19 protein-coding genes and 1 pseudogene are annotated in these 19,949 nt (G+C 73.2%); 12 read left to right on the top strand and 8 right to left on the bottom strand.

The annotated features are described in order from the left end of the window. Nucleotides 1-2 precede the first annotated feature (2 nt). A complete protein-coding gene (locus AQJ58_RS30690; RefSeq protein WP_067256025.1) occupies nucleotides 3-629 on the bottom strand; it encodes an ATP-dependent Clp protease proteolytic subunit in 627 nt (208 codons plus the stop codon). Between the two features lie 72 nt (nucleotides 630-701). Between AQJ58_RS30690 and AQJ58_RS30685 the strand changes: the two genes are divergently transcribed. Beyond that, nucleotides 702-1,004 carry a type II toxin-antitoxin system Phd/YefM family antitoxin gene (locus tag AQJ58_RS30685; protein ID WP_067256023.1) on the top strand — a complete coding sequence of 101 codons (303 nt, stop codon included), beginning with the start codon at nucleotides 702-704 and terminating at the stop codon, nucleotides 1,002-1,004. 62 nt (nucleotides 1,005-1,066) lie between these two features. On the opposite strand, the gene AQJ58_RS30680 is transcribed toward AQJ58_RS30685, so the two are convergent. After that, the gene (locus AQJ58_RS30680; protein ID WP_067256022.1) at nucleotides 1,067-2,056 is read right to left on the bottom strand and encodes a hypothetical protein; all 990 of its coding nucleotides are present in this window, start codon (nucleotides 2,054-2,056) and stop codon (nucleotides 1,067-1,069) included. A gap of 107 nt (nucleotides 2,057-2,163) precedes the next feature. Between AQJ58_RS30680 and AQJ58_RS30675 the strand changes: the two genes are divergently transcribed. From AQJ58_RS30675 to AQJ58_RS30640, 8 genes are all read left to right on the top strand, one after another. After that, nucleotides 2,164-2,793, top strand: coding sequence for a TetR/AcrR family transcriptional regulator (locus tag AQJ58_RS30675; protein WP_067256020.1), 630 nt, complete (start codon nucleotides 2,164-2,166; stop codon nucleotides 2,791-2,793). 131 nt (nucleotides 2,794-2,924) lie between these two features. Beyond that, nucleotides 2,925-3,227, top strand: coding sequence for an urease subunit gamma (locus tag AQJ58_RS30670; RefSeq protein ID WP_067256018.1), 303 nt, complete (start codon nucleotides 2,925-2,927; stop codon nucleotides 3,225-3,227). 14 nt (nucleotides 3,228-3,241) lie between these two features. Then, nucleotides 3,242-3,553 (top strand): urease subunit beta, encoded by a 312-nt coding sequence (locus AQJ58_RS30665; RefSeq protein ID WP_067256017.1) that lies wholly within the window; start codon nucleotides 3,242-3,244, stop codon nucleotides 3,551-3,553. Beyond that, on the top strand, nucleotides 3,546-5,267 hold the full coding sequence (locus AQJ58_RS30660) for an urease subunit alpha (protein ID WP_067256015.1): 1,722 nt from the start codon (nucleotides 3,546-3,548) through the stop codon (nucleotides 5,265-5,267). The genes AQJ58_RS30665 and AQJ58_RS30660 overlap by 8 nt, the downstream gene beginning before the upstream one ends. A gap of 13 nt (nucleotides 5,268-5,280) precedes the next feature. Further along, nucleotides 5,281-5,955, top strand: a complete 675-nt coding sequence (locus AQJ58_RS30655; RefSeq protein WP_067256013.1) for an urease accessory protein UreF — start codon at nucleotides 5,281-5,283, stop codon at nucleotides 5,953-5,955. A 60-nt stretch (nucleotides 5,956-6,015) separates the two neighbouring features. After that, nucleotides 6,016-6,693: an urease accessory protein UreG gene (gene ureG, locus AQJ58_RS30650; protein WP_067256011.1), complete on the top strand. Its 678-nt coding sequence runs from the start codon at nucleotides 6,016-6,018 to the stop codon at nucleotides 6,691-6,693. A 1-nt stretch (nucleotide 6,694) separates the two neighbouring features. Beyond that, entirely contained in the window at nucleotides 6,695-7,453 is a 759-nt protein-coding gene (locus AQJ58_RS30645; RefSeq protein WP_067256009.1) for an urease accessory protein UreD, read from the top strand. A 134-nt stretch (nucleotides 7,454-7,587) separates the two neighbouring features. Further along, nucleotides 7,588-9,186 carry an alpha/beta hydrolase gene (locus AQJ58_RS30640; protein ID WP_067256008.1) on the top strand — a complete coding sequence of 533 codons (1,599 nt, stop codon included), beginning with the start codon at nucleotides 7,588-7,590 and terminating at the stop codon, nucleotides 9,184-9,186. 66 nt (nucleotides 9,187-9,252) lie between these two features. Here AQJ58_RS30640 and AQJ58_RS30635 read toward each other — a convergent pair whose 3' ends face one another. The 6 genes from AQJ58_RS30635 to AQJ58_RS30610 form a co-directional block, all read right to left on the bottom strand. After that, nucleotides 9,253-9,975: a lysophospholipid acyltransferase family protein gene (locus tag AQJ58_RS30635; protein ID WP_067256006.1), complete on the bottom strand. Its 723-nt coding sequence runs from the start codon at nucleotides 9,973-9,975 to the stop codon at nucleotides 9,253-9,255. Nucleotides 9,976-10,081: 106 nt separating this feature from the next. Next, nucleotides 10,082-11,323: a PP2C family protein-serine/threonine phosphatase gene (locus AQJ58_RS30630; RefSeq protein WP_067256296.1), complete on the bottom strand. Its 1,242-nt coding sequence runs from the start codon at nucleotides 11,321-11,323 to the stop codon at nucleotides 10,082-10,084. A 114-nt stretch (nucleotides 11,324-11,437) separates the two neighbouring features. Then, complete coding sequence (locus AQJ58_RS30625) at nucleotides 11,438-13,918, bottom strand: SpoIIE family protein phosphatase (RefSeq protein ID WP_067256004.1); 2,481 nt, start codon at nucleotides 13,916-13,918, stop codon at nucleotides 11,438-11,440. Between the two features lie 97 nt (nucleotides 13,919-14,015). Beyond that, nucleotides 14,016-15,293 carry an ornithine--oxo-acid transaminase gene (gene rocD, locus AQJ58_RS30620; protein WP_067256003.1) on the bottom strand — a complete coding sequence of 426 codons (1,278 nt, stop codon included), beginning with the start codon at nucleotides 15,291-15,293 and terminating at the stop codon, nucleotides 14,016-14,018. Next, on the bottom strand, nucleotides 15,290-16,114 hold the full coding sequence (gene ddaH, locus AQJ58_RS30615) for a dimethylargininase (RefSeq protein ID WP_107122196.1): 825 nt from the start codon (nucleotides 16,112-16,114) through the stop codon (nucleotides 15,290-15,292). The genes rocD and ddaH overlap by 4 nt, the downstream gene beginning before the upstream one ends. 75 nt (nucleotides 16,115-16,189) lie before the next feature. After that, nucleotides 16,190-16,702 (bottom strand): Lrp/AsnC family transcriptional regulator, encoded by a 513-nt coding sequence (locus AQJ58_RS30610; RefSeq protein ID WP_067256001.1) that lies wholly within the window; start codon nucleotides 16,700-16,702, stop codon nucleotides 16,190-16,192. Nucleotides 16,703-16,780: 78 nt separating this feature from the next. Here AQJ58_RS30610 and AQJ58_RS30605 point away from each other — a divergent pair, with 78 nt between their 5' ends. The 3 genes and pseudogenes from AQJ58_RS30605 to AQJ58_RS30595 form a co-directional block, all read left to right on the top strand. Continuing rightward, a complete protein-coding gene (locus AQJ58_RS30605; protein WP_067255999.1) occupies nucleotides 16,781-17,530 on the top strand; it encodes a LytR/AlgR family response regulator transcription factor in 750 nt (249 codons plus the stop codon). A 2-nt stretch (nucleotides 17,531-17,532) separates the two neighbouring features. Then, nucleotides 17,533-17,892, top strand: a complete 360-nt coding sequence (locus AQJ58_RS30600) for a hypothetical protein (protein WP_067255997.1) — start codon at nucleotides 17,533-17,535, stop codon at nucleotides 17,890-17,892. Between the two features lie 11 nt (nucleotides 17,893-17,903). Continuing rightward, nucleotides 17,904-19,604 (top strand): annotated as a pseudogene (locus AQJ58_RS30595) (cation acetate symporter); the annotation flags it as partial. Nucleotides 19,605-19,949: the final 345 nt, after the last annotated feature.

The following is a 19,949-nucleotide window of genomic DNA, read 5'->3' as shown; positions in this document are numbered from 1 at the left end:
GCTCACCTCGCCCCGACGGCGTCGCGCCGGCTGGGGACGACCCCGTCCACCAGCCCGTACGCCTGCGCCTGAGGTGCGGTCAGGATCAGGTCCCGCTCGATGTCCTCGGTCACCTGTTCGGGTCGGCGTCCGGTGTGCCGTACGAGCATCTCCTCCAGCAGGTCCCGGGTGCGCGCGAGCTCCCGCGCCTGGATCGCCAGGTCGTCGGCCCGGCCCTCGACGGGCTCGGGCAGCGCGGGCTGCCGGATCACCACCTTGGCGCCCGGCAGCGCGAACCGCTTGCCCGGTGCGCCCGCCGCCAGCAGCACCGCCGCCGAGGAGCCGGCCTGGCCCAGGCAGGTCGTCGACACGTCACAGGTGATGTACCGGACGGTGTCGTAGATCGCGGTCATCGCGCTGAACGAGCCGCCGGGGGAGTTGATGTACAGCGCGATGTCCCGGTCCGGGTCCTTGTGCTCCAGGTACATGAGCTGGGCCATCACGTCGTTCGCCGCGATGTCGTCGATCGGGGTGCCGAGGAGGACGATCCGCTCCTCCAGCAGCTTCGCGTACGGATCCATCGTGCGGTGCCCCTGGCCGCTGCGTTCCGTGAACTCGGGCAGGACGTAACGGGCGGACGGTCGGGTCATCGGGAACCCCTCCTCGGCGTCTGGCGCATCTGTAAGAAATGTACAGGACGTACGTGACGTTAGAATGGGGTCATGGCCTACGAGATTCCGGTGACGCAAGCCAGGGCTGAACTCGCCGATCTGATCAACCGGGTGGTGTACGGCGGCGAGCGCGTCGTCGTGACGCGGCACGGCAAGCCCCTGGTCGCCCTCGTCTCCGCCGCCGACCTGGAGCGACTCGACGAACTGGACCGGCCCGCAGGGGAGCAGGTGATCAGCTCGGTCGCCGCCGTGCACGAGGTGGGTTCCGCCCCCCGCGAACGGCACCGGTTCGGGATCGCCGCGGAGCACCGGGGCGGCGCCGCCGCGGAACACCGGGGCCCGAACCCGTCGTAGGCACGCCGAAGGCCGCGCACCCCGGGGTGCGCGGCCTTCGGCGGGGCGGAGGGGCCGGCCGGTCAGGCGGCGAGTGCGGGCTCCCGCTGCTCGGCGGCCGGTCCGGCCGGGCTCCCGTGTGCCTTCAGCCGGGCACCCAACAGGACCGCGCCGAGACCGAAGGCGGCCCACCACGCCAGGGTGAGGGCGGGGCCGGTCGCCGCCGCCCCGTCGAAGAACGACACCGAGCGCAGCAGGGTGGTGCCCGCGCCCGGCGGCAGCCACTGGCCGATCGTCCCGGCTGGCTCGGGCAGCATCCGCGGGGCCGAGGCCGCCCCGGAGAACGGATTGCCGAGGAACATCACCGGGAACGCCACGGCCCCGATGCCCGCCGGGCCGATCAGGGCCGCGCAGCCGGCCACCGCGGCGGCCACGGCGAGCGTCGACAGCCCGAACACCGACGCCTCCGCCCACCAGTCGCCGCCGAGCACGCCCAGCCAGCTGTCCGCCAGGGCTGCCGCGACCAGTCCGACCAGGGCGGCCGAACCCACCAGTGCGAGCACCGCGCGGACCCCGCGCAGCCCCAGGAGCGTCACCCCCGCGCCCGCGGCGATCCCGGCCAGCGCCAGCGGCAGCACGCTCGCGCTCAGGGCGGCGCCGCGCGGGTCGGTCGACGGGGCCGGTGCGACGTCCACCGTCCGCACCGGGGTGCCCTCGGCGGCGGCCGGCCCTGCCACCGCCTGGGTGAGCAGCTGGGCCACCACCGGGCTCGCGGCGGAGGCGGTCAGCAGTTCGGGACCCCGGGCGGTGACGACCACCGCGCCGTATACGGTCCGGTCCTCGACGGCGTCGCGGGCGGCGGCCTCGTCCCGGTAGTGGTGGATCTCGAACGCGCCCTCGTGCCGGGCGAGTTCCTTCTCCACCTGAGCGGTCGCGGCGGCCGGGCCCGCCACGCCGAGGGGCAGGTCACGGGGTGCCGTGCGGGCGGCGGGCCAGGCGAAGGCCCACAGTGCGACGGCGGCGAGGGTCGGGACGAGCAGGACGACGGCGATCAGACGCCGGGAGGCGGACATGGCTTCCCCTCAGGACTAAAAAGAAGGATCGTTCGTTTTACGTGTGTCCCACCGTGCGCCCCCTCTCGTCGCTTGTCAAGAAGGAATGTTCGTTTTACTTTGGCGGCATGGCACGCGTATCCCAGGCCCACCTCGACGCCCGCCGCCGGCAGATCCTCGACGGCGCCGCCGTCTGCTTCGCCCGCAACGGCTTCCACGCCACCTCCATGCAGGACGTGCTGAAGGAGGTCGACCTGTCGGCCGGGGCGGTCTACCGCTACTTCAGCGGCAAGGAGGAGCTGATCGCCGCGATCGTCTCCGAGGTGCTCGGCCAGGTCCGCGCCTCCTTCGAGGAGGCGACCCGGACCGACCCCCCGCCGTCCCCCGACGTCCTGGTCGGCGAGGTTCTCGGCCGCACCCTGGCCGCCAAGGCGTCCCTGACCGTCGACGGAAAGCCGGCCTTCCCCCGGCTCGTCGTCCAGGTCTGGACGGAGACCCAGCGCAACGACGAGCTCTCCGCCGTACTGAGCGAGGGCTACGGCACGGTCCGCGCGGCCTGGGTGCGGATCGTCGAGGCGTACCAGGCCGCCGGGACGATGCGCGCGGACGTGGACCCCGACCACGTGGCCCGCACCATGATCGCGTCCGTCATGGGCTTCATCACCCAGCAGTCGCTGTTCGGACCGGCACCCGTGGAGGTGCTCGGCGACGGGCTGCGCGCCCTCATGAGTGTGCCGGAGCCGACACCGGGCCCCTGAGCGGATCACAGCTGGGTTAACGTGCTCGAAACGCGCCCCAACTAGCCTGCCCCTCCACGCCACCAGGGCTTTTCCTCGTGGCTGCGGCAACCGGGCCCCGCACGGCCCGGAGCGAGGATGTGAGGTGGGACGTGCAACTGACCCCGCACGAGCAGGAGAGGCTGCTGATCCATGTCGCGGCCGACGTCGCCGAGAAACGCCGGGCCCGCGGACTCAGGCTCAACCACCCCGAGGCCGTCGCCCTCATCACCGCGCACATCCTCGAAGGCGCGCGGGACGGACGTACCGTCGCCGAGCTGATGGCCTCCGGACGCAAGCTGCTCACCCGGGACGACGTCATGGAGGGCATCCCCGAGATGATCCACGACGTCCAGGTGGAGGCCACCTTCCCCGACGGCACCAAGCTCGTCACCGTCCACGACCCGATCGTCTGACGGGGGAGGCCGCCATGATTCCCGGAGAGATCCTCTTCGCCGAGGACCCGATCGTCTGCAACGAGGGCCGTGAGGTCACCCGGCTCACCGTGCTCAACGCCGCCGACCGGCCCGTCCAGGTCGGATCCCACTACCACTTCGCCGAGGCCAACCCCGGGCTGGACTTCGACCGCGCCGCCGCCCGCGGACTGCGGCTGAACGTCGCCGCCGGCACCGCCGTGCGCTTCGAACCCGGCATCCCCGTCGAGGTGGAACTCGTCCCGCTCGCCGGTGCCCGGGTGGTGCCCGGACTGCGCGGGGAGACCGGAGGTGCCCTCGATGCCTGAGATCTCGCGTGCCGCCTACGCCGACCTGTTCGGCCCGACCACCGGCGACCGCATCCGCCTCGCCGACACCGATCTGCTGATCGAGATCGAGGAGGACCGCTCCGGCGGCCCCGGGCTCGCCGGTGACGAGGCGGTCTTCGGCGGCGGCAAGGTCATCCGGGAGTCCATGGGCCAGTCGCGTGCTACGCGCGCAGACGGCACCCCCGACACCGTCATCACCGGCGCCGTCGTCGTCGACCACTGGGGGATCGTCAAGGCCGACGTCGGCATCCGCGACGGACGGATCACCGCCCTCGGCAAGGCGGGCAACCCCGACACGATGGACGGCGTCCACCCCGACCTGGTGCTCGGCCCGGAGACCGAGGTCATCGCGGGCAACGGACGCATCCTCACGGCCGGCGCGGTCGACGCGCACGTCCACTTCATCTGTCCGCAGATCGCCGACGAGGCGCTGTCGGCCGGCGTGACCACCCTGGTGGGCGGCGGCACCGGACCCGCCGAGGGCTCCAAGGCCACCACCGTGACCCCGGGGCCCTGGCACCTCGCCCGCATGTTGGAGGCGATGGAGCAGTACCCGCTCAACATCGGCTTCCTCGGCAAGGGCAACACCGTCTCGCAGGAGGCGATGCTCTCCCAGATCCGGGGCGGCGCGCTGGGCCTGAAGCTGCACGAGGACTGGGGCTCGACCCCGGCCGTCATCGACGCCTCGCTGAGCGTCGCGGAGCGCACCGGCATCCAGGTCGCCATCCACACGGACACCCTGAACGAGGCCGGGTTCGTGGGCGACACGCTCGCCGCGATCGCGGGGCGGGGCATCCACGCCTACCACACCGAGGGCGCGGGCGGCGGACACGCCCCCGACATCATGACGGTGGTCTCCGAGCCGCACGTCCTGCCCAGCTCCACCAACCCGACCCGCCCGTACACGGTGAACACCGCCGAGGAACACCTCGACATGCTCATGGTGTGCCACCACCTCAACCCGGCGGTCCCCGAGGACCTCGCCTTCGCCGAGTCCCGGATCCGGCCGTCCACCATCGGCGCCGAGGACATACTCCACGACCTCGGCGCCATCTCGATCATCTCCTCCGACGCCCAGGCCATGGGCCGGGTCGGCGAGGTGATCCTGCGGACCTGGCAGACGGCGCATGTCATGAAGCGCCGCCGGGGCGCCCTGCCCGGCGACGGCCGCGCCGACAACCATCGCGTACGGCGCTATGTCGCCAAGTACACGATCAACCCGGCGCTCGCGCAGGGGCTGGCCCGGGAGATCGGGTCCGTCGAGCCGGGCAAGCTCGCCGACCTGGTCCTGTGGGAGCCGGCGTTCTTCGGCGTCAAACCGCACCTCGTCCTCAAGGGGGGCCAGATCGCCTACGCCCAGATGGGCGACGCGAACGCGTCCATCCCGACCCCGCAGCCGATCCTGCCGCGCCCGATGTACGGGGCGATCGGCCGCGCCCCCGCCTCGAACTCCTTCAACTTCGTGGCACCGCTCGCGATCGAGGACGGGCTGCCGGAGCGGCTCCAGCTCGGCAAGAGGTTCGTCGCCATCGAGTCGACCCGGGGGGTCACCAAGGCGGACATGCGGGAGAACGACGCCCGGCCGCGCGTCCAGGTCGACCCCGACAGCTTCGCCGTGCACATCGACGGCGAACTGGTCGAGGCGACCCCGGCGGCCGAGCTGCCCATGGCCCAGCGCTACTTCCTCTTCTGATGGGCGGCCTCTGATGGGCAGGGCAGCGCTGCTCGTCCTGGCCGACGGCCGCTTCCCCGCCGGAGGGCACGCGCACTCCGGCGGGGCGGAGGAGGCGGTCAAGGCGGGCCGGATCACCGGCGCGGCGGACCTGGAGGCCTTCTGCCGCGGCCGACTGCACACGACGGGACTCGTCGCCGCCGCCCTCGCCGCCGCCGCGGCGGCCGGGGCGGACCCCGTCGCACTGGACGCGGCGGCGGACGCCCGCACCCCGTCCCCGGCGCTGCGGCTCGCCGCGCGCAGGCTGGGCCGCCAGCTGATGCGGGCCGCCCGCGCCACCTGGCCGGGCCCCGAACTGGACACTCTGGCAGCGGAGTTCCCCAAGGGAGCCCACCAGCCGGTGGTGCTGGGACTGACCGCGCGCGCGGCCGGACTGGGACCCGAGGACGCGGCGTACTGCGCTGCGTACGAGAGCGTGAGCGGTCCGGCGACGGCCGTCGTACGGCTCCTCGGCCTGGACCCGTTCGAGGCGACGGCGGTCCTGGCCCGGCTGGCGCCGGAGCTGGACCGGGTCGTCGACCGGGCGACGGCGGCGGGAGCCGCCGCGACGACCGCAGGCCCCGACATCCTGCCGGCGGCATCCGCGCCCCTGCTGGAGATCGGCGCGCAGGCACACGCGGCCTGGCCGGTGCGCCTGTTCGCCTCCTAGACCCGCCCGCCCCGTCCGGGGCCGCCGCCCCCGGACCCCCGCACAGACAAGGAGCCGCCCATGCATCTCGACCACTCCCACCCCGGCCCCGCCGCCGTGAGCGCCGACGCCCGTCGGCCCGACGGGGCCCGGCGGGCCCTCAGGATCGGGCTCGGCGGGCCCGTCGGATCGGGCAAGACCGCCACGGTCGCCGCGCTCTGCCGGGCGCTGCGCGACGAGCTGTCCCTCGCCGTCGTCACCAACGACATCTACACCCGCGAGGACGCGGAGTTCCTGCTGCGGGAGGCCGTGCTGCCGCCCGAGCGGATCGCGGCCGTGGAGACGGGTGCCTGCCCGCACACCGCGATCCGTGACGACATCTCCGCCAACCTCGAGGCCGTGGAGGACCTGGAGGACGCCGTCGGCCCGCTGGACCTCGTGCTCGTCGAGTCCGGAGGGGACAACCTCACCGCCACCTTCTCCAAGGGACTCGTCGACGCGCAGATCTTCGTCATCGACGTCGCGGGCGGCGACGACATCCCGAGGAAGGGCGGCCCCGGCGTCACCACCGCCGACCTGCTGGTCGTCAACAAGACCGACCTCGCCCCGTATGTCGGCTCCGACCTCGCCCGGATGGCCGCCGACGCCAAGGCGCAGCGCGCCGAACTGCCCGTGGTGTTCCAGTCGCTCCGCGCCGGGAGCGGGGTGGCGGACGTCGCCGCCTGGGTACGGGCACAGCTCGGCGCCTGGACGGCGTGAGGTGGGCGGAGTACGCGCCCTCGCCCGGATCGCGGCGACGGCCGACGGACGCGGCGGAACCGCCCTGCCCGTCCTGGAGAGCGACGGTCCGCTCGCCCTGCGCCGGACCCGGGGCGCCGCCGACGAGGCCCGGGTCCTGCTCGTGGGCGCGATGAGCGGCCCCCTCGGCGGGGACCGCTTCACGGTCGAGGCCGAGGTCGCGAGCGGGGCCCGGCTGAGCGTGGGCTCGGCCGCGGCCACCATCGCCCTGCCCGGCCAGATCAAGGACGCCGCCCACTACGACGTGGGGCTCGACGTCGCCGAAGGGGGCGAACTGCACTGGCTGCCGGAGCCGTTGATCTCCGCGCGCGGCAGCGACCTGTACGTCACCACCCGTGCCGACCTCGCGCCCGGCGCCCGACTCGTCCTGCGCGAGGAGCAGGTCCTCGGCCGGGCGGGGGAGGAGCCCGGGCGGCTCACCAGCCGGCTCGTCGTCCGGGTCGGCGGCCGGGCCGTCCTCGACCAGGAACTCGCCTGCGGACCCGGCGCCCCGGGCGGCTGGGACGGCCCCGCCGTCCTCGCCGGACATCGCGCCGTCGGTCAACTGATCGTCGTGAGGCCGGAGTTCGCCACGTATCCTGTCGGCCCACAGAACCTCGGCGAGCACGCCGCCCTGGTGCCGCTCGCCGGGCCCGCCGCGCTGGTGAGCGCCGTCGCACCGGACGGCCTGCGGCTGCGGCGGGCGCTGGACGAGGCCCTGGCCCTGCTCCAGCTCCGCTGAGCGGGGCTTTCCTCTCCGGTTATCGGATTGGCAAAGAAGGTCAATCACACCTTTTCCCCGGCACCTCACAGCCGCAAGGATCCCCATACCGCCGTATCGCTGTACCGCCATAACAAGGTAGGGGAGAAGCCCACTTGAGGGACATACGACCGAACAGCAGGACCGCAGCGCTCGGTTCGGCCGGCGCGCTCGTCGCCGCCACGCTGATGGCCACCGCGGTCGCGGCGCCGACCGCGAGCGCGGCCGGCGCCCGTTCGGGACAGGACAGGGAACAGCGGGGTGCGGCGATCGCCGCGGAGCGCGCCGCCGAGGCCGGCATCGACTGGCAGGACTGCCCGGCCGACTGGGGCCTGGAGAAGCCGATCCAGTGCGGCTGGGTCAGCGTGCCGCTCGACTACGCGCGTCCCCACGGCAAGCAGATCAAGATCGCCGTCGACCGCATCGGCAACACCGGCACCCCCCAGGAGCGCCAGGGCGCCCTGGTCTACAACCCGGGCGGCCCCGGCGGCTCCGGCATGCGCTTCCCGCGCCGCGTCGTCACCAAGAACGCGATCTGGGCGAACGCGGCCAAGGCCTACGACTTCGTCGGCTTCGACCCGCGCGGCGTCGGCCACTCCGCGCCCATCTCCTGCGTCGACCCGCAGGAGTTCGTCAAGGCGCCCAAGGCCGACCCGGTCCCGGACAACGAGGCCGACAAGCTCGCCCAGATCAAGCTCGCCAAGGAGTACGCCGACGGCTGCTACGAGCGCAGCGGCGAGATGCTGCCGTACATGACCACGCCGAACACCGTGCGCGACCTGGACGTCATCCGCGCCGCCCTAGGCGAGAAGAAGCTCAACTACCTGGGCGTCTCCTACGGCACCTACATCGGCGCCGTCTACGGCACCCTCTTCCCGGGCCACGTCCGCCGCATGGTGGTCGACAGCGTGGTCAACCCCTCCCGCGAGAAGATCTGGTACGAGGCCAACCTCGACCAGGACGTCGCCTTCGAGGGCCGCTGGAAGGACTGGCAGGACTGGGTCGCCGCCAACGACGCGACCTTCCACCTCGGCACCACCCGCGCCGCCGTCCAGGCCAAGTGGCTGGAGCTGCGCGCCACCGCCAAGAAGCACCCCATCGGCGGACTGGTCGGCCCGGCCGAGCTGATCTCCTTCTTCCAGGGCGCCCCGTACTACGACTCCTCGTGGGTCCCGGTGGCGACGGCCTTCAGCAAGTACTTCGCCGGGGACACCCAGGCCCTCGTCGACGCCGCCGCCCCGGACCTGACCGACACGGCCGGCAACATCACCTCGGAGAACGGCAACGCGGTCTACACCGCCGTCGAGTGCGCCGACGCCAAGTGGCCCACCAGCTGGCGCAAGTGGAACGCCGACAACACCCGGCTCAACAAGGACTACCCGTTCCTGACCTGGTCCAACGCCTGGATGAACCTGCCGTGCGCCTACTGGTCGACCAAGCAGCAGAAGCCGGTCGAGGTCCAGACCAACAAGGGTCTGCCGGGCGTCCTGATCGTGCAGTCCGAGCGGGACGCGGCCACCCCGTACGACGGTGCCGTCTCCCTGCACAAGCGGTTCGAGGGCTCCCGTCTGATCACCGAGAAGAACGCCGGCTCCCACGGTGTGACGGGCCTCGTCAACCCCTGCATCAACTCCCGGGTGGACAGCTACCTGCTCACCGGGAAGCTGGACGCCGAGGACGTGACCTGCACCCCGCACGCCACGCCGAAGCCGTAGCCACCCGCTGACAGTGAGGGGCGGCCGGAACACCTCCGGCCGCCCCTTCACGTCTTGGGCCCCGCGTCAGCTCAGCGGTATCCGGGGGAACTTGCGCTGCTTCTCCGTCGCCGCGGCCTCCTGCGCCTTCACCACCGCCGCGTACTCGTCGACGTACTCCTGCTGCGACAGCTTCAGGATCGCGTACATGATCTCGTCGGTGATCGCCCGCAGGATCGCCTTCTCGTTCTCCATGCCGGCATAGCGGGAGAAGTCCAGCGGCTTGCCGAAGCGGATCACCACCGGGTGGAGATTGGGGACGATCTTGCCGGGCGGCTGCGCCTCGAAGGTGCCGATCATCGCGCACGGGATCACCGGCACCCCGGCCCTCAGCGCCATCACCGCGACCCCGACCTTGCCCTTGTACAGACGTCCGTCGTGCGAACGGGTGCCCTCCGGGTAGATGCCCAGCAACTCGTCCTTGCCGAGCACCCCGAGGCCCTCGCGGATCGCCGCCTGCCCGGCCTCCTTGCCCGAACGGTCCACCGGGATCTGGCCCGCGCTGCGGAAGAAGTAGGCCGTGAGTCTGCCCTTGATGCCCGGCCCGGTGAAGTACTCCGCCTTCGCGAGGAAGGTGATGCGCCGCTTGAGGACCGCCGGCATCAGGAAGTGGTCGGAGAAGGACAGGTGGTTGCCGGCGACGATCGCCGCCCCCGACTCCGGCACGTGCTCCAGGCCCTCGATGCGCGGGCGGAAGGCCAGCTTCAACAACGGGCCCAGCAAGACGTACTTGAGCACGTAGTAGAACAAGGGGTAGCTCCTCACTCCGGTGGATCCGCGACGATCGGCCGCGGCACCAGGTTCCTGCCGCCGGTGGCCGCTCAGCAAGTCCGCGGCGCGGGTTGTCGCGGGCCCCTCACAGCCGTACGACGACCAGGGCCGTGTCGTCGGTCGCGCCGCCCGGCGGGAGCAGTTCGAGCAGGACGGAGTCGGCGAGGGCCTCCGGGTCCGCGTCCCGGTGCCGGGCCAGGGCCTCGGCGAGCCGCCGCAGACCGGTGTCGATGTCCTCCTGCCGCCGCTCCACCAGCCCGTCCGTGTACAGCACGAGGGTGGCCCCGTGGTCGTAGGCGGCGCACTCCTGGGGCCGCGGCATCGGCGTCGGGCGGGCGTCCAGCGGCGGGTCGGTGGCCCGGTCGAGGAACTCCACCCGGCCGCCGGGGTGGACCAGCGCCGGCGGGGGATGGCCGGCGCTGCTGTAGGTGATGGTGTGCCGGTCGAAGTCGATGAACGTGGTGACCGCGGTCGCCGACTCGGCGCCGTCCACGACGTGCGCGTACCGGCCCAGCACATTGAGCGCCTCGGCGGGACCCTCCGCGACCCGGGAGGCGGCGCTGAGCGCGCTGCGCAGCTGGCCCATCACCCCCGCGGCCTCCAGACCGTGCCCCACGACGTCCCCGACCGACACGCCGATCCGGTTGCCGCCGACCAGGTCGACCAGGTCGTACCAGTCCCCGCACACGTTCAGCGAGCCGACCGCCGGGCGGTAGCGCACCGCCGCGTGATGGTGGCCGACCTGACGACGGGCGGGCAGCATCGCCTCCTGCAGCGCGAGGGCCACCTCGCGTTCCCGGGCGTGCGACTGCCGCAGCCGCTCGTTGACCTCCTGCAGCTCGCGGGCGCGGGTGTACAGCTCGGCCTCCAGGACCCTTGTCCGGCTCCCGGGACCTCCCGCGCTCCGTGATCCACGGGCCCGGATCAGCTCGGTCACCTCCTCCACACGGTGCACCAGGAGCACCACGGAACCGTCGGGGCCGAGCACGGGCGCGTTGACCGGGCTCCAGTACCGCTCGTCCCACTCCCCGGGCCGCTCGGGGTCCTGCACGTCGTAGCGCTGGAGGGCCATCGCGTCGCGCTCGCCGGTGGCCAGCACCCGGCGCAGCGAGGCCTCCAGGTTGCGGACCCCGCTCGCGCCCGGGTCGTTGGGGTTGTCCGGGAACACCTCGAAGAGATGGCGGCCGACCATCTGCTCGCGTCGTCGGCCCGCCACGCGCAGGAACTCCTCGTTGACGTCCGCGTACACCAGGTCGGGCGTCAGCAGCGCCACCATGCCGGGCAGGCACTGGAACACCGCCGCGTAGTCGATCGCCGTGTCGTTCATGCCCGCGCCCCATCCGCCGGTGTCACGGTATGCCGGTACGCCGGTCCGCACCATGTCGGCATTCACCCGGTTGGGGTAATTTTCGCACGAGGTGTGACGTACGGGGTCCGTGCGTCACACGCCCGGGTCGGTGAGCGACTGCTCGGCCCAGATGATCTTCCCCTCGCCGAGGAAACGGGTGCCCCAGCGCTCGGTGACCTGGGAGACCAGCAGCAGCCCGCGGCCGCCCTCGTCCGTGGTGCGCGGATGGCGCAGATGCGGGGCGGTGGCGCCGCCGTCGAAGACCTCGCAGACCAGCGAGCGCTCCCGGATCAGCCGCAGCCGGATCGGGCCGACGGCGTACCGGATGGCGTTGGTGACCAGCTCGCTCACGACCAGCTCGGTGGTGAACGACAGCTCGGGCAGCCCCCACTCCGCCAGCCGCCGGCTCGCGGTCCTGCGTGCCTCGGCGACCGCGGCCGGGTCGGCGGGCAGCTCCCAGTCGGCGACCCGGTCGGGGGACAGTCTGCGGGTACGGGCCATCAGCAGGGCCACGTCGTCGTACGGACGCGCCGGGACGAGCGCCTCGATCACGGCCCGGCACGTCAGGTCCAGGCCGGGCGACCGCCGCTCCAGGGCCCGCCGCAGCCGGGTGCGGCCGGTGTCCAGCGCCCACTCCGAGCCCTGGGCCAGCAGGCCGTCGGTGTGCAGCGCGAGGGTGCTGCCCTCGGGCAGGGTCAGCTGCGCCGACTCGAACGGCGGTCCGCCCAGGCCCAGCGCGGACCCCTGCGGCAGGTCCACGAAGGTGACCTCCCCGTCGGGCAGCACGACCGCCGGGGCGGGATGCCCGGCGGCGGCCATCGTGCACCGGCCGTCCACGGGGTCGTACACGACGTACACGCACCCCGCCCCCTGCGCCTGGGTGCCCGCGTCCAGCCCCTCCTCGCGGGCCATGCGCGCCACCAGGTCGTCCAGATGGGCGAGGACCTCCTCCGGCGGCAGATCCAGGGCCGCGAGGGTGCGTACGGCGGTGCGTACGCGTCCCATGGCGGCGGCGGCGTCGATGCCGTGCCCGGGCACCTCGCCCACCACCAGCGCCACCCGCGCCGCGCACAGCGGGATCAGGTCGTACCAGTCGCCGCCGAGGCCGGTCAGCTCGTCGGCGGGCCGGTAGCAGGCGGCCACCTCGACCGCGTCCTGCTCGGGCAGCCGGTGGGGGAGCAGATTGCGCTGGAGCACCAGGGCCGCGTCGCGTTCCCGTGTGTACCGGCGGGCGTTGTCCACGCACACCGCGGCCCGCGAGACCAGGTCCTCCGCCAGCGCCAGGTCATCGGCGTCGAAGGGCTCCCGCGGCCCGCGCCGCAGGAACATGGTCACCCCGAGCGTGGCGCCCCGGGCCCGCACCGGGACGATCAGCACGCTCACCGGCTCACCCGGGACGGGCACGACGGGCAGGTTCCGCAGCCACGGCTCCGCCGCCACGTCGAGCCGCTCCCCCCGCCAGGGCCGCCCGGTGAGGAGACAGCGCACGGGGGGCGAGTCGGCGGGGTGGCCGACGGCGCCGACGGGGGCCGAGGGGAGGGCGCCCGGTGGCGGGGCGGCCTCGGGCGAGGGCGCTGTCCCGGGCGGCGGGGCCGTGTCGAGAGGGGAGACCGGTTCGGTGACGCGAACGCCCGCGCGGTGCAGCGGCACCGGGCCGGTGGGGTCCAAGAGGGGTTCCGCGCCGTGCAGGACCGGGGCCGGCAGGTCCACGGCGACCGCGTCGGCGAAGCCCGGGACGGCCGCGTCGGCCAGTTCCTGGGCGGTGCGGGCGATGTCCAGGCTGCTGCCGATCGAGCGGCCCGCACGGTCCAGCAGCGCGAGCCGCTGCCGGGCGCGGTGGCGGTCGGTGATGTCGACGACCGTGTAGTAGACGCCCACCGGATTGCCGTGGTCGTCCTCCAACCGGGTGAACGACAGCACCTGCGCCGTCTCCCGGTGCGGCGCGGTCCGCAGATGCCCGACGTGCTCGAAGCCGACGACGGTCGCGCCGTCGGCCAGCACCCGCCGCATCTGCGCCTCCGCCGCCTCGGCGTCCAGCCCCGGCTGGACGTCCCCGAGCCGCAGCCCCAGCCGCTCCTCGGGCCGGCCGCCGCCGAACCGGGCGAGCGCGTCGTTGGACCACACGAACCGCAGATCGGTGTCCACGATGGCGATGCCGATCGGCGAGTCGGACACCATCTGCTCCAGGACCGAGCGGCTCATCGTCCAGCCGGGGGCGTCCCCCATCTCGCTCAGCAGGACGAGCCTGCGGTCGGCGCCGCCCGGCTCGTCCGCACAGGTGATCCGGGCCATCACCGGCACCGGCCGGCCGTCCCCGCGCCGGGCGGACAGCAGCCCGCTCCAGCCGCCGTCCCGCCGGCACCGGTCGAGAATCTCCGCCACCCGGCCGGCGTCCCCGGGTGTCAGCAGCCCGGCCAGGTCCCGGCCCACCGCGTCCGCCGCCGTGTAGCCCAGCAGGCGTGCGGCCTCCCTGGTCCAACTCGTCACCACGCCCCGGCCGTCGAGCAGCAGGGGCGCGGCGTCCGCCACGTCGAACCGCCGGCGGGCAACGCCGTCCTCGTCGTGTGTGCCCACGGTCGACCTCTCTGTCGCTGAGAGTGGTCTACCACCTCCTGACCCAATCTTCACCCTGCCCGCACGACAGCGACCGGGCCACCCGGGAGCCGGCGGCTCAGGCCCCCCGCGTCAGCACCCGCTCCAACGCCGCCAGCGCCGACCCCAGTTCCTCGGCCGTGATCGTCAGCGGCGGCGCCAGCCGGACGGTGGAGCCATGGGTGTCCTTGACCAGCACCCCCTCCCGCATCAGCCGCTCGCTGACCTCACGGCCGCTGCCGAGGGCCGGGTCGATGTCGACGCCCGCCCACAGACCCCGGGACCGGAAACCGACGACGCCCTTGCCGACCAGAGCGGTCAGACCGTCCCGCAGCACGGCCCCCAGCTCCGTCGCCCGCCGCTGGAACTCACCCGTCTCCAGCAGGTCCACCACCGCCGTGCCGACCGCCGCCGCCAGCGGATTGCCGCCGAACGTCGAGCCGTGCTCGCCCGGCCGCAGCACCGACAGCACCTCGCGCCGCCCCACCACCGCCGACACCGGTACGATCCCCCCGCCGAGCGCCTTGCCGAGCAGCACGACGTCGGGGACGACCCCCTCGTGCTCCACCGCGAGGGTCCGGCCGGTGCGGCCCAACCCGGACTGGATCTCGTCCGCGACGAACAGGCAGTTCGCCCGCCGGGTCAGCTCCCGCACCCCGGCCAGATAGCCGTCGTCGGGGACGACCACGCCCGCCTCGCCCTGGATCGGCTCGATCAGCACCGCGGCCGTCGTCTCGTCGACCGCCGCCTGCAGCGCCGCCAGGTCGTTGTACGGCACGATCCGGAAGCCCGGGGCGAACGGGCCGAAGCCCGTCCGTGCCGTCTCGTCGGTCGAGAAGCTCACGATCGTCGTCGTACGGCCGTGGAAGTTCTCCGCCGCCACCACGATCGTCGCCCGGTCGGCGGGAACGCCCTTCACCTCGTAGGCCCACTTGCGGGCCACCTTGATGCCGCTCTCCACCGCCTCCGCGCCGGTGTTCATCGGCAGCACCATGTCCAGGCCGGTCAACTGAGCCAGCCGCTCGGCGAATCCGGCGAGCCGGTCGTTGTGGAAGGCGCGGGAGGTGAGGGTGAGCCGGTCGAGCTGGCGGTGCGCCGCCTCGATCAACCGCGGGTGCCGGTGACCGAAGTTGAGGGCCGAGTACCCGGCCAGCATGTCGAGGTAGCGGCGGCCCTCGACGTCCTCCACCCAGGTGCCCTCCGCACGCGCGACGACCACGGGCAGCGGATGGTAGTTGTGCGCGAGGACCGGTTCCTCGGCGCGGATCAGCTCGGCGGAGGACCGCGCGGGGGCGGTCTCGGACACGACGGCGGCAGCCGCCTCGGGCGAGCGCGCGGGAACGACGGGTGCGGTCATGAGCGGATCTCCTGAGTGCAGCACTTGATGCCACCGCCGGCCTTCTGGAACTCCGACAGGTCGACGGGGACGGGGACGTAGCCGCGCTCGGTCAGCCGGGCGGCGAGGGCCTCGGCCCGGGGCGCGATGAACACATGGCGGCCGTCGGAGACCGAGTTCAGACCGAACGCCATCGCGTCGTCACGCGTCGCGAGCACCGCGTCCGGGTAGAGCCGGGCCAGCACCTCACGGCTGCCCGGCGAGAACGCCTCGGGGTAGTAGGAGATGTTGTCGTCGTCCAGCACGAACAGTGCCGTGTCCAGGTGGTAGAAGTGCGGGTCCACCAGCGTCAGGCTGATCACCGGGTGACCGAAGAACTCCTGCACCTCGCGGTGCGCCTCACGCGTCGTGCGGAACCCGGTGCCGGCCAGCACGTACCGGCCGGTCCACACCAGGTCGCCCTCGCCCTCGCAGACGTGCTCGGGGCGGTGCACCTCGTAGCCGGCGGTCTTGAACCAGCTGTCGTAGAGGGCGGACTCGGGACGCCGCTCCGGCGCGTGGAACAGCGAGCCGAAGACCCGGCCGGCCACGACGACCGCGGAGTTCGCGGCGAACACCATGTCCGGCAGTCCGGGCGCCGGATCCACGGTGTCGACGGTGTGCCCGTGGGAGCGGTAGGCGCGGATCAGCGTCTGCCACTGCTCCTGGGCGAGGTCCACGTCCACGGGTGTGTCGGGACGCATCCAGGGATTGATCGCGTACCGCACGGCGAAGTGTCTGGGTTCACAGACGAGAAAGCGCCGGGCGCTCGGCCTGCGGCCGGTCGTCACACTGTCGGGCATGTCCCCAAGGTAAGAACCGACAGCGGAGCGCTACAAGGAACGAACGCTGCGTGTTCACGCAGGAATGCTGCGTGTTCAGGCCGGTCCGCGCACGTTCCCTGCGTCGTCCGGGGCCACCTGGGTGGCTCCCGCCTCCGGACTGTCCGGCAGCAGGTGCGACAGCACCATCACGCTGATCGTCTTGCGGATGAACGGCTCCACCCGGATCCGCTCCAGCACCTCCTCGAAGTGCTCCACGTCCCGCGCCCGCACGTGCAGCAGGGCGTCCGCCCCGCCCGTCACCGTCATCGCCGCCGTGATCTCCGGATGGTTGCGCACCACCTCCGCGAGCCGCCGCGGTGGGGCCGCGCCCTCGCAGTACACCTCCACGTACGCCTCCGTGCGCCAGCCGAGCGCCGCCGGCTTCACCGTGGCCGTGAACCCTGTGATCACCCCGGTGTCCCGCAACCGGTCCACCCGGCGTTTCACGGCCGTAGCCGACAGGCCGACCGCCGAGCCGATCTCCGCGAAACTCGTCCGGGCGTTCGCCATCAGAGCGGTGACGATCTTCCGGTCGAGATCGTCGAAAGGGGCAGTGCCGCTGTTCATGCGGGCACTGTATCCAGCGGAAACGTCCACACCCCGGCACATGTCCAGCCGTGCCGATCGCCCCTACACTCCACGTTCATGCTGCGCGCCCTCGCCGTCGACGACGAACGCCCCTCGCTCGAGGAACTGCTGTACCTGCTCAACGCCGATCCCCGCATCGGCAGCGTGGAGGGCGCCGGCGACGCGACCGAGGCGCTCCGCCGCATCAACCGTGCCCTGGAGTCCGGACCGCACGGCCCCGAGGCCATCGACGTCGTCTTCCTCGACATCCAGATGCCCGGCCTCGACGGCCTCGACCTGGCCCGGCTCCTGACCGGCTTCGCCCGCCCGCCGCTGGTCGTGTTCGTCACCGCCCACGAGGACTTCGCCGTCCAGGCCTTCGACCTCAAGGCCGTCGACTACGTCCTCAAGCCCGTCCGCAAGGAACGCCTCGCCGAGGCCGTACGCCGGGCCGCGGAACTGCGCGGCACCGCGCCCCGCATCCCCGTCCACGAGCCCGACCCCGACCACATACCCGTCGAGCTCGGCGGGGTGACCCGGTTCGTCGCCGTGGACGACATCACCCATGCCGAGGCCCACGGCGACTACGCCCGGCTGCACACCGACCGCGGCAACCACCTCGTCCGCATCCCCCTGTCCACCCTGGAGGAACGCTGGCGCGCCCGCGGATTCGTCCGCATCCACCGCCGCCACCTCGTCGCCCTGCGCCACATAGGCGAACTCCGCCTGGACGCCGGCTCGGTCAGCGTCCTGGTCGGCAGCGAGGAACTCCAGGTCAGCCGCCGCCACGCCCGCGAACTGCGGGACCTGCTGATGAGGAGGCCGTGACCATGCCGCAGGACCCCGCCGAGCGGCGCGTCGTCGTCAGCGGCCCGCCCCGCCGCACCGGCCGCGCCTCGGGCTACTACCGCCCCCGTACCGAGATCGACGAGCAGACCACCCTCGGCCACACCTACGTCCGCTCCCTCATGCGCTCCCAACTGCGCGCCGCCCTCGTGGTGTTCGCCGTCCTCGCCCTCCTCGTCGGCCCGCTGCCGCTGCTCTTCGCGGCGATGCCCGACGCCCACCGCCTCGCCTGGGCGGTCCTCGGCTTCTGCCTCTACCTCCCGCTCGTGCTGCTGGCCCGCTGGTACGTCCGCCGCGCCGAACGCAACGAACGGGACTTCGTCCGGCTGGTCGAAGACCGGTAGGGGCCGCACCGATGAACTCGGCGTACGCCGTGCCCGCCGTCGCCCTGGTGGTGGTCGCGACCGTCCTGGTCGGCGCCTTCGGACTCAGGATCTCCCGCACCACCTCGGACTTCTACGTCGCCTCGCGCACCGTCGGCCCCCGCCTCAACGCGGCCGCCATCAGCGGCGAGTACCTCTCCGCCGCCTCCTTCCTCGGCATCGCGGGCCTGGTCCTGGTCCAGGGCCCCGACATGCTCTGGTACCCCGTCGGCTACACCGCCGGCTACCTCGTCCTGCTGCTGTTCGTCGCCGCCCCGCTGCGCCGCTCCGGCGCCTACACGCTGCCCGACTTCGCCGAGGCCCGGCTCGCCTCCCCCACCGTCCGCCGGGTCGCGGGCACGCTCGTCGTCGGCGTCGGCTGGCTGTACCTGCTGCCGCAGCTCCAGGGGGCCGGCCTGACACTGACGGTCCTCACCGGTGCGCCGGACTCCCTCGGCGGACTGATCGTCGCGGTCGTCGTCGCCGCGACCGTCGCCGCGGGCGGGATGCGCAGCATCACCTTCGTGCAGGCCTTCCAGTACTGGCTCAAGCTCACCGCCCTGCTCGTCCCCGCCCTCTTCCTGGTGCTCGCCTGGCAGGGCGACGGCACGGCCCGGCACGCCTTCGCGGAACCCGCCGCCTTCCGGGAGCAGCGCACCGTCCGCGTCGACGACACCCTCGACCTGCGGCTCGACCGTCCGCTGACCGTGACGGCCGACGGCACGGTCGACGGCCGCCGGCACGAGAACACCGCGCTGCGCCTGGCCGCCGGCACCCACCGCATCGAACGGGGCACCCGCCTCACCTTCGCCGAGGGCAGCCCCGTCCCCACCGCCGAGCGCGGCAGCACCGGCGGCATGTCCACCTCCCTCGCCGCGGGCCGCCAGGAACGTCCGCTGTACGCCACGTACGGCCTGATCCTCGCCACCTTCCTCGGCACGATGGGCCTGCCGCACGTCGTCGTCCGCTTCTACACCAGCCCGCACGGGGTCGCCGCCCGCCGCACCACGGTCGCCGTCCTCGCCCTGATCGGCGTCTTCTACCTGCTTCCGCCCCTGTACGGCGCCCTCGCCCGCCTGTACACCCCCGAGCTGGCCCTCACCGGCGACGCCGACGCGGCCGTCCTACTGCTGCCGGACCGGATGATCGGCGGCGTCGGCGGCGACCTGCTCGGCGCGCTGGTCGCCGGGGGCGCCTTCGCCGCGTTCCTCTCCACGGCGTCCGGGCTCACCATGGCGGTCGCGGGCGTCCTCACCCAGGACGTGCTGCCGACCCGCGGGGTACGGCACTTCCGGCTCGGCACCGCGCTCGCCATGGCCGTACCGCTCGCCGCGAGCCTGCTGGTGGGCGGGCTGCCGGTGGCCGACGCGGTGGGTCTCGCGTTCGCGGTGTCGGCGTCCTCCTTCTGCCCCCTGCTCGTCCTCGGCATCTGGTGGCGCCGGCTGACCCCGCCCGGGGCGGTCGCCGGGATGGTCGTCGGCGGCGGATCGGCGTTCCTCGCGGTCGCCGTCACCATGGCCGGCCTGCCGGCCACCGGCGGGCTGCACGCGCTCCTCGCCTGGCCGGCGCTGTGGTCGGTGCCGCTGGGCTTCCTCACGATGATCCTGGTCTCCCTGACCACCCCGACCCGCGTCCCCCCTGGCACGGCAGCGATCCTGGCCCGCTTCCACCTCCCGGAGGAACTCGGCTCGGAGGAACGCGGGAGAGCGGAACCGGGGAGCGGGGAGGAGCGGTGGGTCCCGGCGGAGCGGCTCGAAGCCGATGCCGATACCGCCCAGCCCCTCGCCCCCGCGTCGGCGGAGCGCCGGGTGCCGCAGGATCCGGGCACCGGAGACGAGCAGGGAACGTCGGAGGAGCACCGGATGCCCGAACAACGCAGGCTCCCGCAGGAGCACAAGGCGCCCACGGGGCGGACGGCCCCCGTCGTTGAGCGCAGGCCCCCCATACAGGGGCGGACGGCGCCCACGGGGCGGACTGCGTGGGACGAGCGGACGACGCCCGGGGAGCGGACGGCCCCCGAGGTGGAGCGCAGGACCTCT

This window comes from Streptomyces sp. DSM 15324 (assembly GCF_001514285.1).
In the GTDB taxonomy this organism is placed as follows: domain Bacteria; phylum Actinomycetota; class Actinomycetes; order Streptomycetales; family Streptomycetaceae; genus Streptomyces.
The sequence above is the reverse complement of the archived record's forward strand: the minus strand, read 5'-3'. Positions and strand labels throughout refer to the sequence as shown.

Coding starts and splice junctions, on each gene's coding strand:
- AQJ58_RS30605 (WP_067255999.1), top strand. CDS start 16,781: ATGCTGCGCGCCCTCGCCGTCGACGACGAACGCCCCTCGCTCGAGGAA.
- AQJ58_RS30685 (WP_067256023.1), top strand. CDS start 702: ATGGCCTACGAGATTCCGGTGACGCAAGCCAGGGCTGAACTCGCCGAT.
- AQJ58_RS30600 (WP_067255997.1), top strand. CDS start 17,533: ATGCCGCAGGACCCCGCCGAGCGGCGCGTCGTCGTCAGCGGCCCGCCC.
- AQJ58_RS30690 (WP_067256025.1), bottom strand. CDS start 629: ATGACCCGACCGTCCGCCCGTTACGTCCTGCCCGAGTTCACGGAACGC.
- AQJ58_RS30680 (WP_067256022.1), bottom strand. CDS start 2,056: ATGTCCGCCTCCCGGCGTCTGATCGCCGTCGTCCTGCTCGTCCCGACC.
- ureG (WP_067256011.1), top strand. CDS start 6,016: ATGCATCTCGACCACTCCCACCCCGGCCCCGCCGCCGTGAGCGCCGAC.
- AQJ58_RS30660 (WP_067256015.1), top strand. CDS start 3,546: ATGCCTGAGATCTCGCGTGCCGCCTACGCCGACCTGTTCGGCCCGACC.
- AQJ58_RS30630 (WP_067256296.1), bottom strand. CDS start 11,323: ATGAACGACACGGCGATCGACTACGCGGCGGTGTTCCAGTGCCTGCCC.
- rocD (WP_067256003.1), bottom strand. CDS start 15,293: ATGACCGCACCCGTCGTTCCCGCGCGCTCGCCCGAGGCGGCTGCCGCC.
- AQJ58_RS30675 (WP_067256020.1), top strand. CDS start 2,164: ATGGCACGCGTATCCCAGGCCCACCTCGACGCCCGCCGCCGGCAGATC.
- ddaH (WP_107122196.1), bottom strand. CDS start 16,114: ATGCCCGACAGTGTGACGACCGGCCGCAGGCCGAGCGCCCGGCGCTTT.
- AQJ58_RS30655 (WP_067256013.1), top strand. CDS start 5,281: ATGGGCAGGGCAGCGCTGCTCGTCCTGGCCGACGGCCGCTTCCCCGCC.
- AQJ58_RS30665 (WP_067256017.1), top strand. CDS start 3,242: ATGATTCCCGGAGAGATCCTCTTCGCCGAGGACCCGATCGTCTGCAAC.
- AQJ58_RS30610 (WP_067256001.1), bottom strand. CDS start 16,702: ATGAACAGCGGCACTGCCCCTTTCGACGATCTCGACCGGAAGATCGTC.